Source organism: Shewanella sp. 10N.7, from assembly GCF_020806285.1.
Taxonomy (GTDB): domain Bacteria; phylum Pseudomonadota; class Gammaproteobacteria; order Enterobacterales; family Shewanellaceae; genus Shewanella; species Shewanella electrodiphila.
Window position 1 is genome coordinate 25,101 of record NZ_JAJGZS010000001.1, and the last position, 12,928, is coordinate 38,028.

At 40.9% G+C, this 12,928-nt stretch carries 13 protein-coding genes; 6 read left to right on the forward strand and 7 right to left on the reverse strand.

The genetic code is table 11. The features are described from left to right. Positions 1 to 27: 27 nt before the first annotated feature. Positions 28 to 879 (reverse strand): translation elongation factor Ts, encoded by an 852-nt coding sequence (gene tsf / locus LMH66_RS00095; RefSeq protein ID WP_102527882.1) that lies wholly within the window; start codon positions 877 to 879, stop codon positions 28 to 30. Positions 880 to 995: 116 nt separating this feature from the next. Next, positions 996 to 1,724, reverse strand: a complete 729-nt coding sequence (gene rpsB, locus LMH66_RS00100) for a 30S ribosomal protein S2 (protein WP_102527881.1) — start codon at positions 1,722 to 1,724, stop codon at positions 996 to 998. A 336-nt stretch (positions 1,725 to 2,060) separates the two neighbouring features. Here rpsB and map point away from each other — a divergent pair, with 336 nt between their 5' ends. Genes map through dapD form a run of 3 tightly spaced genes read left to right on the forward strand, consistent with a single transcriptional unit; the run spans position 2,061 to position 6,302 of the window. Next, complete coding sequence (map, locus tag LMH66_RS00105; protein ID WP_102527880.1) at positions 2,061 to 2,852, forward strand: type I methionyl aminopeptidase; 792 nt, start codon at positions 2,061 to 2,063, stop codon at positions 2,850 to 2,852. Positions 2,853 to 2,877: 25 nt separating this feature from the next. Further along, the gene (glnD, locus tag LMH66_RS00110; RefSeq protein ID WP_229367444.1) at positions 2,878 to 5,457 is read left to right on the forward strand and encodes a bifunctional uridylyltransferase/uridylyl-removing protein GlnD; all 2,580 of its coding nucleotides are present in this window, start codon (positions 2,878 to 2,880) and stop codon (positions 5,455 to 5,457) included. A gap of 20 nt (positions 5,458 to 5,477) precedes the next feature. Then, positions 5,478 to 6,302, forward strand: coding sequence for a 2,3,4,5-tetrahydropyridine-2,6-dicarboxylate N-succinyltransferase (dapD, locus tag LMH66_RS00115; RefSeq protein ID WP_102527878.1), 825 nt, complete (start codon positions 5,478 to 5,480; stop codon positions 6,300 to 6,302). Positions 6,303 to 6,416: 114 nt separating this feature from the next. On the opposite strand, the gene purU is transcribed toward dapD, so the two are convergent. The 3 genes from purU to LMH66_RS00130 all read right to left on the reverse strand — a co-directional run bounded on the left by purU (position 6,417) and on the right by LMH66_RS00130 (position 9,365). Then, positions 6,417 to 7,298, reverse strand: coding sequence for a formyltetrahydrofolate deformylase (gene purU / locus LMH66_RS00120; protein WP_229367445.1), 882 nt, complete (start codon positions 7,296 to 7,298; stop codon positions 6,417 to 6,419). Positions 7,299 to 7,479: 181 nt separating this feature from the next. Further along, complete coding sequence (locus LMH66_RS00125) at positions 7,480 to 8,949, reverse strand: PTS transporter subunit EIIC (RefSeq protein WP_229367446.1); 1,470 nt, start codon at positions 8,947 to 8,949, stop codon at positions 7,480 to 7,482. After that, on the reverse strand, positions 8,904 to 9,365 hold the full coding sequence (locus LMH66_RS00130; protein ID WP_229367448.1) for a flavodoxin: 462 nt from the start codon (positions 9,363 to 9,365) through the stop codon (positions 8,904 to 8,906). The genes LMH66_RS00125 and LMH66_RS00130 overlap by 46 nt, the downstream gene beginning before the upstream one ends. Before the next feature lie 157 nt (positions 9,366 to 9,522). Here LMH66_RS00130 and LMH66_RS00135 point away from each other — a divergent pair, with 157 nt between their 5' ends. Beyond that, the gene (locus LMH66_RS00135) at positions 9,523 to 9,705 is read left to right on the forward strand and encodes a hypothetical protein (protein ID WP_102527874.1); all 183 of its coding nucleotides are present in this window, start codon (positions 9,523 to 9,525) and stop codon (positions 9,703 to 9,705) included. Positions 9,706 to 9,862: 157 nt separating this feature from the next. Here LMH66_RS00135 and truC read toward each other — a convergent pair whose 3' ends face one another. Together truC and LMH66_RS00145 are read right to left on the reverse strand one after the other, a co-directional pair. Beyond that, the gene (truC, locus tag LMH66_RS00140; protein WP_102527873.1) at positions 9,863 to 10,711 is read right to left on the reverse strand and encodes a tRNA pseudouridine(65) synthase TruC; all 849 of its coding nucleotides are present in this window, start codon (positions 10,709 to 10,711) and stop codon (positions 9,863 to 9,865) included. Between the two features lie 10 nt (positions 10,712 to 10,721). Beyond that, a complete protein-coding gene (locus LMH66_RS00145; RefSeq protein ID WP_324295146.1) occupies positions 10,722 to 11,099 on the reverse strand; it encodes a YqcC family protein in 378 nt (125 codons plus the stop codon). 60 nt (positions 11,100 to 11,159) lie between these two features. Here LMH66_RS00145 and LMH66_RS00150 point away from each other — a divergent pair, with 60 nt between their 5' ends. Both LMH66_RS00150 and LMH66_RS00155 read left to right on the forward strand, forming a co-directional pair. Beyond that, positions 11,160 to 12,185 carry a DUF3549 family protein gene (locus tag LMH66_RS00150; RefSeq protein ID WP_229367450.1) on the forward strand — a complete coding sequence of 342 codons (1,026 nt, stop codon included), beginning with the start codon at positions 11,160 to 11,162 and terminating at the stop codon, positions 12,183 to 12,185. Continuing rightward, a complete protein-coding gene (locus LMH66_RS00155) occupies positions 12,182 to 12,568 on the forward strand; it encodes a DUF3301 domain-containing protein (RefSeq protein ID WP_102527871.1) in 387 nt (128 codons plus the stop codon). Before LMH66_RS00150 ends, LMH66_RS00155 begins: the two co-directional genes overlap by 4 nt. The last annotated feature ends 360 nt before the right edge of the window (positions 12,569 to 12,928 follow it).

Here is a 12,928-nt window from a genome sequence, read left to right on the forward strand (position 1 = left end):
GGCTTTAGGGTATGAAGAGATGTTTAATTACGCTTTTTTAGTAGCAGCAATTTGTGCAGCAACTTCTGCAGCGAAATCTTCTTCTTTCTTCTCAATACCTTCACCAACTTCTAAACGAATGAAGTTAGTTACTGAAGCGCCTTTCTCTTTAAGAATGTCGCCAACAGTTTTCTTTGGTTCCATGATGTAAGCTTGGCCAGTAAGAGAGATCTCACCAGTAAACTTCTTCATACGACCGATAACCATTTTCTCAGCGATTTCTTGAGGCTTACCTTCGTTCATCGCGATTTCTACTTGAAGCGCTTGCTCACGAGCAACAACATCAGCAGGTACGTCAGTTGGATTAACGAATTCAGGCTTAGAAGCAGCAACATGCATAGCGATGTGCTTAAGCGTTTCAGCATCAGCTTCACCTGTTACAACAACACCGATACGGTCGCCGTGACGGTAAGAAGCTTGATCAGCACCATCGATGTATTCAACGCGACGAACGTTGATGTTTTCACCGATTTTAGCGACTAGCGCAACACGAGTTTCTTCGAATTGTGCTTTAAGATCTTCAATAGATACTTTAGAAGCAGCTGCAACAGCTAGTACTTCATTAGCAAACGCTAAGAAGTTACCATCTTTAGCAACGAAGTCAGTTTGACAGTTAACTTCTAATAAAGCTGTGTAACCTTCGCCACCTTGAATAAGGATTGTACCTTCAGCAGCAATGTTACCTGCTTTTTTAGCAGCTTTAGCAGCACCACTTTTACGCATGTTATCGATAGCTAGCTCGATATCACCGTTAGTTTCAGTCAATGCTTTTTTACAGTCCATCATGCCAGCGCCAGTGCGGTCACGAAGTTCTTTAACTTGGGCAGCAGTAATTGCCATTGTTAAATCCTCTATTTTAATTCGTCTAATATTGCATTTAAAAACAGGGGCCCATAAGGCCCCTGCTCACCAATTTTTATTGGTTAATAAGGGGGATGGAAACCATCACGCCTTATTTAAACAGTTTCTACGAAACCGTCTTGCTCAGCTTGAACAGCTAAATCTTGACCGCGGCCTGAGTTAGCAGCTGCAGCAACAGAAGAAGTGTACAAACGGATAGAACGCATAGCATCATCGTTACCAGGAACGATGTAGTTAACGCCATCTGGAGCAGAGTTAGTATCAACAACAGCAACAACTGGGATACCTAAGTTGTTAGCTTCTTTAATAGCGATATGCTCGTGGTCAGCACCGATAACGAATAATACGTCAGGTAAGCCGCCCATGTTTTTGATACCACCAAGAGATTTTTCTAACTTCTCTAGCTCGCGAGTACGCATTAACGCTTCTTTCTTAGTAAGCTTGTCGAAAGTACCGTCTACTGACTGGCTTTCTAGCTCTTTAAGACGTTTGATTGACTGACGAACAGTTTTCCAGTTAGTCAACATGCCGCCTAACCAGCGGTGATCAACGTAGTACTGGTCACAAGACATTGCAGATTCTTTGATAGCTTCGCCAGCAGCGCGCTTAGTACCAACAAAAAGGATTTTACCTTTTTTAGAAGCAACGTTGCTGATGAACGCTAGTGCTTCGTTGAACATTGGCACAGTGTGCTCAAGGTTGATGATGTGAACACCATTACGAGCACCGAAGATGAAAGGCTTCATCTTAGGATTCCAGTAACGAGTTTGGTGACCGAAGTGAACACCAGCTTGAAGCATGTCGCGCATTGAAACAGTAGTCATTTTATATACCTTAATTTGGGGGGTTAGACCTCCACGGATCCCATACCTTCGACTCTTGCTTGCTTAAAAAGCGCACTAAGAGCACCCCGAAGAATGTGTCGATACGTGTGTGATTTAGTATTTAGTTAAATTGCCATCTATAACATGTATAATGGCCGCCATATTTTACGCTTAGTGGAACAGTAAGTGAAGAAAGTATTTATACTTTATTCAAATTACAGCTTCATTAAGACTTAAACACAACGGCGCGCTTTATACCATAACTAGGTGTAAAGCACAAATTTTGCCAAATTTATTTGCGCCTTTTTTGACTGATATAACGGTAAGAGATAATTCATGAGCATAGTCATCAAGACAGCAGAACAAATCGAAAAAATGCGTGTAGCTGGTAAGTTAGCTGCAGAAGTATTAGAAATGATTGCACCTTTCGTCAAGGTAGGCGTAACCACAGATGAGCTTAACGACATTTGTGCAAAATTTACCGAAGAACACGGCGCTATTTCTGCACCGCTTAACTACCACGGATTCCCAAAATCCATTTGTACCTCTGTTAATGAAGTTGTATGTCACGGTATCCCTAGTAGCTATACATTAAAAGATGGCGATATCTTGAATATCGATATCACTGTCATTAAAGATGGTTTCCACGGTGATACATCAAAAATGTTTTTAATTGGTGATGTGAGCCCAAAAGACAGAAGATTGGCACGCATTGCTCAAGAAAGCTTGTACCTTGCGATTAAAAAAGTTCGCCCAGGGGTTAAACTAGGCGAAATTGGTACTGCCATTGAGAAATTTATTAAAGCCAGCAAATCAGGTTTAGATAAGTACTCAATCGTTCAAGATTACTGTGGTCACGGGATTGGCGAAGGCTTTCACGAAGAGCCACAAGTCGTACACTATAAAAATAATGACAACACAGTATTAAAAGCCGGCATGTGTTTTACTATCGAGCCAATGATCAATGCTGGACGTTACACAACTGTTTTAGATAAAGAAGATAACTGGACAGTAACCACTTCAGATGGTAAAAAATCAGCTCAATGGGAACATACATTACTTGTCACTGAAACAGGTGTTGAAGTTCTGACTTTGCGAAGCGAAGAAGACCTCCCAAGATCAATTTAACTTTTAAGTAAAAATAAGGACATCAATGAACACTGCGCTGGTAGCTAAAAACACGCTCATCGAATTTAACCAGCGCTTATTGGAGCAATTTACTGCTAATGAACCAATAACGGATCTCGTGCAGCAGCGTTGCCAATTTGTTGATGACCTTTTAAAACAAAGCTGGCTCAAATTTGATTTAAATAATCATCACATTAGTCTTATTGCCGTGGGCGGATATGGTCGCGGCGAGCTTCATCCCCATTCAGATATCGATCTCCTATTATTAACCCAATTAGATAGTGTCAGCCAACAAGCTAAAGATGCCATCAGTCAGTTTATTACCTATCTTTGGGATTCAGGATTAGAACTCGGTCACAGTGTTCGCTCTATTGAAGAAACATTAGAGCAAGGTCAGCTCGATATCACTACCGCCACCAATTTACTTGAAGCCAGGTTGCTTATTGGCCAAGAGGCATTGTTCGATGAACTTTATGATGCCATTAGACAAGAAGATTTTTGGCCGTCTGATACTTTTTTCTTAGGCAAAATTGAAGAGCAGCACCAACGCCACCTCAGAGCAAATGCCTTTGACTTAGAACCCAACTTAAAATCATGCCCTGGCGGGTTACGTGATATTCAAACTGTCGCATGGGTTGCTATGCGCCACTTTGATGCGGCCTCGCTATCTGAGTTAGTTGCACACGACTTCTTAGAGCCTGTTGAGCTTACAGAATTTCTAGAATGTCAGGATTTTTTATGGCAACTGCGTTTTTGCCTGCACATGATTTCGGGACGTAATGAAAATCGATTGTTGTTCGATTTACAAAGGCAAGTCGCCAGCATGATGGGCTTTGAAGATGGTACTCAGCTCGCTGTAGAGCAGATGATGAAGCGTTACTATCGCACGGTAAGACGTGTGATGGAGCTTAATGAAATGCTGCTACAGCTTTTTAAGCGTGCCACATTAAGCTTGTCATCTTCGCTAACCATTTACCCAATTAATGACAAGTATCAACGCCGTGGTCGATACATTGAAGTATTAGATGACCAGTTATTTGAACAACAACCAGAGCAAATTCTAAATCTATTTTTACTTGTTGCCAAAAACTCTAATGTCCGTCGTATATATGCACCAACATTGCGTCTATTGCGACAAGCTAGACGTCGTCTAAAAGCCCCATTGCAAGATAACCCAGAATGCCGCAAGTATTTCATAGCAATTTTGAAGCATCCTCGGGGGATTGCCGCATTCTCATTAATGCACAAACATGGAATTTTATCTTCCTATTTACCTGCATGGCGTAAAATCGAAGGCCAAATGCAGTTTGATTTATTCCATGCTTATACGGTTGATGAACATACACATAGATTACTGCTAAATATTGAACGCTTTGCCCAACCCGATCAAAAAGATGAGTTCCCACTGGGCGCAATCCTAATAAATCAATTGCCAAAGAAAGGCTTACTCGTGTTAGGCGCCATATTTCATGACATCGCTAAAGGTCGAGGTGGCGACCACAGTAAATTAGGCGCCACTGATGCATTAGACTTTTGTAAGTTACATGGGTTAAGTGATCACGATGGGCGACTTGTGGCATGGTTAGTTGAAAACCACCTGGTAATGTCAGTTACCGCTCAGCGCCGCGATATTTCAGATCCTGAAGTGGTCGCAGTATTTGCTGATCGCGTTCAAGATGCAGTGCATTTAAGTTATTTATACTGCCTCACCGTGGCAGATATTTGCGCAACTAACCACAAAGCTTGGAATAACTGGAAAGGCTCTCTGTTAAGAGACTTATATTTTGCAACTCAGCGGGTACTATCTCGTGGCAAAGAAAAACCAATCGATGTGGCTGACAGGGTTCTTGAAATTCAGCAAAAAGCCCAAAAAGAATTATTAAGACGTGGCGTTAAACAAAAAGCGATTAATGAGCTGTGGAGCCGATTCAAAGATGATTATTTTTTACGTCATCAACCCAATCAAGTGTCATGGCATACTGAAGCATTACTCAAACATGATAAACAGAAGCCACTCGTGTTAATTTCAAAGCACACGACTCGTGGTGGCAGCGAGCTGTTTGTTTACGCCAAAGACAAACCCAAGTTATTCGCCACTGTTATGACAGTGTTAGATAACAAAAACATAAATGTTCATGATGCTAACATCATGACATCAAACGATGACTTCGCCTTAGATACATTCGTTATATTAGAGCAAGATGGCGAACCAATCAGCCAGCTTTCACGTATTCAATCGATTAAAAAGTCGCTTGAAAAGAGATTGGCGACACAAAAATCTAAACCTCCAAAGTTTAGAAAGATGTCACGAATCATGAAACCTTTTAAAGTTCGTACACAAGTGAGTTTCTTACCGGGTGCGAAGCATGATACAAGTATGATGGAGCTAATTGCGCTGGACACCCCTGGCTTACTCGCCAAAGTAGGTGATGTACTTTACCGCTGCGATATCACGTTATTATCAGCAAAAATTACCACCATTGGTGAAAGAGCAGAAGATTTCTTTATTTTACAAACAGCTCAAGGCCAAGCGCTCAACGAAGCTCAACAAACACAATTATCAGAAGCGCTTTCAGAGGCGCTTACTCAACCTTTACATCAATAAACACAATTTGGGAGAAAGTAATGGAGGCATTACGCCAACGCATAGAAGCTGCATTTGAGGCTCGTCAGGACATCACACCTAGCACGGTAGAGCCAAGTGTTCGTGCAGATATCGAAACTGTTATTAGCATGCTTGATAAAGGCCAAGCTCGCGTAGCAGAAAAGATTGATGGCGAATGGCATGTACATCAGTGGTTAAAGAAAGCTGTTTTACTTTCTTTCCGTATTTTCGACAACGAAGTTGTTGAAGGCGGTGACACTAAGTACTTTGATAAAGTGCCACAAAAATTCTCAGACTACACAGCTGAACGCTTTAAAGAAGAAGCTATTCGTGTTGTTCCACCAGCGACCGTTCGTAAAGGTTCATTTATCGGTAAGAACACCGTATTAATGCCATCTTACGTTAACCTAGGCGCATTCGTTGACGAAGGCACCATGGTTGATACATGGGCAACTGTTGGCTCTTGTGCACAAATTGGTAAGAACGTGCATTTATCAGGTGGTGTTGGCATTGGTGGCGTACTTGAGCCATTACAAGCAGGCCCAACAATCATTGAAGATAACTGTTTCATTGGCGCACGTAGTGAAATTGTTGAAGGCGTTGTGGTTGAAGAAGGCAGCGTAATTTCAATGGGCGTATACATTGGCCAAAGCACACGTATCTTTGACCGTGAAACTGGCGAAGTGCATTACGGCCGCGTACCTGCAGGCTCTGTAGTGGTTTCTGGTAACCTACCATCTAAATGTGGTACTTACAGCTTATACGCAGCTATCATCGTTAAGAAAGTTGACGCTAAAACTCGCGGTAAAGTGGGCATTAACGAATTATTACGTATCGTCGATTAATCGATAAAACACTAAGTGTGATAAGTCATAACGACCACTAAGCACTCCGATGTTAACGTAAAAAGGCTCAGATGATACTGAGCCTTTTTTATTGAATTATTGCCAACTAGCAGCTTAAAACACGACGGTTTTGTTGCCGTACACCACCACTTGTTCTTCAAGCACTAATTGTAATGCTTTACTCAATACACTCTTTTCAACGTCACGGCCGTTATGGGCCATTTCTTCAGCGCTAAAACTATGATCAACATTAATCACATCTTGCTTAATGATTGGTCCTTCATCTAAACAGTTATTCACAAAGTGCGCTGTTGCACCAATAATTTTAACCCCCCTTTCCCACGCTTGGCGATAAGGCGATGCGCCAATAAATGCCGGCAAAAATGAATGATGAATATTGATAATGGTATTTGGAAACTCTGCAACAAACTCAGGGGTTAGGATACGCATGAATTTGGCCAGCACGATATAGTCAGGCGAATAATGTTTTATCTTTTCAAGCATCGCTTGTTCATGTTCTTGTCTATCAAGCCCTTGATGACTCACATAATGAAACGGGATATCAAACTTCTCGGTTAAGCCTTGCAAAATGTCGTAATTACCAATGACAGCCGCAATTTCGACGTCTAAACCACCGTAATATGACTTCATTAGAATATCACCTAGGCAATGAGCTTCTTTAGTCACTAATACCACAATACGCTTCTTACCGGCATCAACTAACTTCATGTGGTTTTGTTCTGGTAAAACTTGACGAAGATCTGCCAATAACGCTTCATCATTAATCTTGCCTTCTAACACGGTACGCATGAAAAAACGGCCTTGCTGATGATCAACAAATTCGGTGTTTTTGATAATGTTTAGCTGATGAGCAAAACATACCCCTGTGATGTTCGCGATTAATCCTTGAGCATCTTCACAATCAGTAATTAAAATTTTCCGAGGTAATGGTGTCGTTGCTGTTTCACTTTGTTGACTTAAAGGGGAGTTATTCATAATTACACTACTCATATCAATAATATTAAACGCTTATAGCCATTCATTAATAACACAGCATTTGAGAAAATAAATATTCAGGAATATATTTTTATGATTGCGAAGTAAATAAGTGCCTTGAGATGGGATATGCATAAAAATATGACTTAAAAGATGATAATTCTATAATTAAACTTGAATTTTACTGACGAGTGTCGAGATATTTCTGCAATAGCTTTCTTAAGCTTTCTGCTTTAGTACCAAATACGACTTGTACCCCCTTGCCTACTTTAATCACGCCCTTTGCTCCCAGTCTCATCAATCTAGGCTTATCAACTAGCTTAGGATCGACAACCGCAATACGTAATCGAGTTAAACAAGCATTCAATTCAACGATATTATCAGGTCCACCTAAGGCACTGATCATTGATCTCAAACTCTCTTTATTTCCATCGTCGTCAAGCTCTAACCGACCAGGTGTCTTCAAATTAAAAGCTAAAATACTGACTCTAAAAATAAGGTAGTAAATAAAGGCCGTTAATGGCCCTAAAAACCAGAACCAACTGGTATTGCTGGACTGAGCAAACAATAAACTGAAATCAATTAACCCATGGGAAAACACCACACTATGGTTAACATCAAGTAAAATACAGACGGTATAAGCAAGCCCAGTTAATATGGCATGAATAACAAATAACACTGGTGCTACAAACATAAATGCAAACTCAATCGGTTCAGTTATGCCCGTAAGCCAACTTGTAGCTGCGGCTGATAACATAATGCCGGCAACACGGTTGCGCTCTGATTTATCTGCGCAGCGCCAAATCGCTAATGCAGCAGCAGGTAAGCCCCACATTTTAATTAAATAGCCACCAGCTAAATTACCCGCTAACGGATCGCCTGCAAGATAACGTGCAATTTCACCACGAACCATTTTTCCTTCATGAAAATACTGACCCACTTCAAGATAAAAAGGTGCATTCCAAATATGATGTAAACCAAGAGGGATCAAAAAACGTTCAATGGTGCCATAAACACCGAAGGCAAGTGCGGGATCTTGATATACTGCCCAAAGCGATAGTGAATCAATATAGTAAGCTAACGTTGGCCAAATATGAGCAAGTAAAAAAGCCAGAGCAATTGTGAAAGGAATAATGATTAACGCGGCGCTGCGCTGGCCTTCAAAAAAAGAAAACATCGCAGGCAACTTAACATCCTGACTTAACCGAACAACAAAACAGGTTAACGCGCCAACAAGAATACCGCCTGCAATACCTGTATCAATGGTGTCAATTCCCCATATTGGCTGGGAGTTTAACTCATAAATAGCAGTAAATGCTCCTAGGCTAGATATAAAGACCCCGTAGCCAAACACTGCAAAAAATGCTGCAATGCCTTGATCTTTACAAAAACCTATCGATATCGCCACCGCAAAAAGCAAAGGCATCATAGTAAAAATGAGGTTACCAACAGCGGAGAAAACCGTCGCCAGCTCTGCTGGAATAAAAGGGAGTGGATTAAATGATAAACCGAGCATTACACCGGCAGCGGGTAAAATGGCAATAGGAATAAGCAGCGCCTGACTCAGGCGCTGGGCAAACTTAAACCATTGCTGGCTAAGTCGTCTTAACTGGCGAGTGATTGAACTGCCGCGTACCAAGCTGGTATCCATTGTGTCGCTTCAGTTTCAGGTTCCATGGTTTCGCATGCATCAATCTCTAATGTCTCAGTGAGTTTTTTTGCCCCAAGTTCAGACAATAACTCATCAAATTGTTTAGCGGCACCACAAAAGGTTTCATAACTTGAATCCCCAAGACCAATGATACTGTATTGCAACTTAGGTAAATATGGCGCCACTGATTTCAGCTCACTAAACCACTGGGTAATATCATCCGGTAAATCCCCTTGCCCGGTCGTTGAAGTAACGACAATCAATAACTCATCTTCACTGGGCACATAACCAGTTAAATCGGCTGGCTGCAGCAGATTAGCCGTGAAATCTAATTCGGCAATTTTATCGGTCAATGTTTCAGCAACAAATTGAGCACTACCGTATACCGTCCCAAACACTAAATTAACTTTTTCCATGATATACTTCTCTTTAAGTTAACTGACTTCTATAATTCATTTAGCAGTGCGCTGCTTTATGAGGTTAATAACTTCACCATACTGTATTCTAATACTAGGCTGCAAGTATGAAATACAAACAAAAGTAATAACTTACCCATTCGTTAAGGTTACTGTTATGCGTCAGGCCAACAGGCACAGATTGTTTAAACTGCAACACAAATCAGCCCATATTCGCCGTAATTTTTATTTTCGTTGTGAGCAACAAGATACCAGTGAACCTCTGGCAAAAATTGAAGAGTTTGAAAAACTTAAATCGGTATTACTAGAACATACTAAAGTGCCGCTTAAGGCCAGTTAGTCCATTTTAGTCCAATAGTCGCGGTTGTTATTGGCTCGTTATTGACAGTCATGAAATCGACCAAAGAATATTGAAAAAAAGAGATATCCCTGACAGATATCTCTTTTTATTATTCAACTTTTTCTATTTTCTATTTTCTATTACTAAATATTTAGCACTAGGCAAGCAGCATAGGCTCTTCATCAATTAGTTGCTCTTGCCAACCAAACTGTTCAAAAATCGTTAACCACTCTTGCTCAAGCTCTGTTTCAATATGCATTAATTGCTGAGTGACAGGATGGGTAAAGCGAATAGATTTCGCTATCAGCCACAGTCGATTTATCTCAAAGTGCGATCTGAAGAATTTATTTTGTTTGCCGTCACCATGGGTGGTATCACCAATGATCGGGTGACGTAAATGTGCCATATGACGACGTAATTGGTGTTTACGTCCTGTTTGCGGTGTTAATTTAATTAAACAAAAACGACTCGTCGAGTAACGACCTGAACTAAATGGAATTTCTGTATTTAATAAAGGAGCATAGTCAGTCACCGCATCTTGAGGAGGTTTATCTTTGCGGGCTTTTTTGTCGGCAACATCATCAAGTTCTACTTTTAATGCGTAATCCAACCTCGCTGCTTCATGCATATTACCCCGCACTAATGCTAAGTAGGTTTTCTCAATTTGGTGCAGCTCGAACTGCTCACATAAAGCCCTAGCCACCTCACTACTTTTAGCAAACACCAATACACCTGAAGTCGGCCTATCTAAGCGGTGAACAGGGAATACATGACATCCAACTAAATCACGTGTTAATTGCATCGCAAAAAAACGCTCTTTTCTGGCTAAGTATGAACGATGTACCAATAAACCGGCAGGCTTATGGATGGCCACAATATGTTCATCTTCAAATAAAATCTCTAACTCAGGAGCGACTTCATCGCTTTCCTCTAACTCAGTATTAAGCGTTTCATCGTCAAAGTATTCATCATCAGCAAATGGACTAATATATTTATCTTCTGTCATTATATTCACCTTACTGACGGGTTAAAAAGTTATCTATCTGAGTCAGCAATTCAACTAAAGCTGTTAAGTCACCGTGATTTACCCAAGCTTGCTCTGCCATTGGCGTTAACGATATTTGCGTCGGCAGAGGTAAGCATTGCTCAATTAACTGACCCATTTTCGGAATGAATATGAACTGCAGCCACTGCTCAAAACGCAATGAGTCACAAGCAAATGGCGCCGTACTGGCAAGCGCTGTATCTGAAGGTATAGAGCCAGACCACAAATCACTTTGCTTTAGTTGCTGTTCTAACTGTATTAAATATTGAGCGGTTTGAATATGAGGCATAACGGCAGGTTTTCGCTTAAACGGTTTAAAATAATCATAGTTGTTTGTGCGACTAATCATATCATCAGACGCCAGTTAACCCTATAATAGCGGCAAGTTAATCGCGATAAATAAACTCCCATGACACAACTCGAAACCTTAAGCCAATTCCTAGACACCGCTAACACTCAATTTCAGGTTTATGATTTAGGCCGAAGAGTGGAAAACATTGACCCAGTGTTATTCAACCAAATTGAAGCATTGAACACCCCTTACCCATTTCCAATTCAAGGCCACGCCCAGTTTGCTATTGTGTTTTGGCGTGAAGATCAACCGCCTTTTATTTGGTTTTTAAAGCTGCCTCTTGATGAGCAAGGTTTGTTATCGCCTGCCCAGCGTAGCCAGTTTATTAAAATGATCCTAGAAGCGTTAGGGCGTGATCCAACTAAAGCTTTGTCTGATGAAGAACAAGAACGCTACGCCAATCATCCATTCAGTTTTAAGCCTAGCCAAGAAAAACTAGCACTGTTTAATGCACTAGTTAAAAAGCAATTAAGTCAGCAAGCATCTGCTCAATATGAATATGCTGCCCAGTATTTTTCGAATTTAAATGAAACCAATGCTCAAGGTGACAACTGGCAACAACTCGGATTGCAAGGTATTGCCGATGTCTGTGTCCGCTTAGATAAGTTTGACCATGACAAGCATATCAATGCAGCTATTACCCTAGCACCGTTAGAGGTTCAAGCTGCTATTTGTCAATGTTTAGAGCACGTTGCCATTTCAGATACATTAGCTAATACCTTATTTGATAAGTTATCAGCCGCAGAAGTTGAGCATAAGCATATCTACCTTAGATCGCTCGCATCTCAACCAGAATTAACGCAAAAAGCGATTAAGCTATTAGTGAATTACCAACAGTTAGATGAGAACTTATTGATCACAATTGCAGCAAGAAGTTGGACTGCTCTAAAAGATGATGCAACTCGCAAACTTTATCTTGAAGTATTAGCTAACCAACCGCAAAACTTCTTTAATCAAGTTTTTGCTGATATCGTAGCTATTCCAAGTTTACGAGATTCACTGCTGCTCGATTTAAGAAGTGCTGACCGTAGTGAGAAACTTTCTTCCGCCATCGGCGGATTATTTAGGGCCGTTAGCCAATGATGTCAGATTTTATTTTAATCGTCGCAGTTGTCGTTATTGCTGCATTCTTTTGGCAATTACGTCAAATGGCTGAAATCAGTCGTCGCTATGCTGAAAGATCTTGTGCCAATCAAAAAGTACAATTGTTGGCTATTGCTATGGAATCAGCAAGACCAAGTATTGGTGGCACAACAGGCTTATGTTGGCGTGCAAAATTTATGTTTGAATTCAGTACCGATGGTATTAATCAATACCGCGGTCACATCGATATGCACGGCAAAAAGATAGAAAAGATTAACTGGCCGATATTTCCAGAGCCGGAATGGATGGATGCGCCAATGGCCAAAGGTAAGTTTGGTGGCTGTGGTGGCGCATCAAGCTGCAATTCTGGCAAATGCCGTTAATACGCATACGTTAAGCAAGCTTTCAATTAAGCATTTACTTAATTAAAGTGTAAAACGTCCACATGATGAAACGCTATTAGAGGGTTAAGCACACTCTCAATAGCGTTTTTTATTGGCTGAGTATTAGAGTGTGTTGATCTTTTAAGGTTTTTTTTGCAGTGAAATTTGCTTAGATTGCTAGACGGCAATTCACTCGCCGCGCTTAATTCGCTTTTTATCTCGAACAAATTCAACCAGTAAAAATCAACACGCCCTAGCTGATATCTCGTTTCAATATCAGCGTAAGTCGAATTTTAAGCAAAAGAAAGACCGCGGCAATAAATTGTCGCGGTCTCTTATACTCTTGTTAAGCCATCCAGC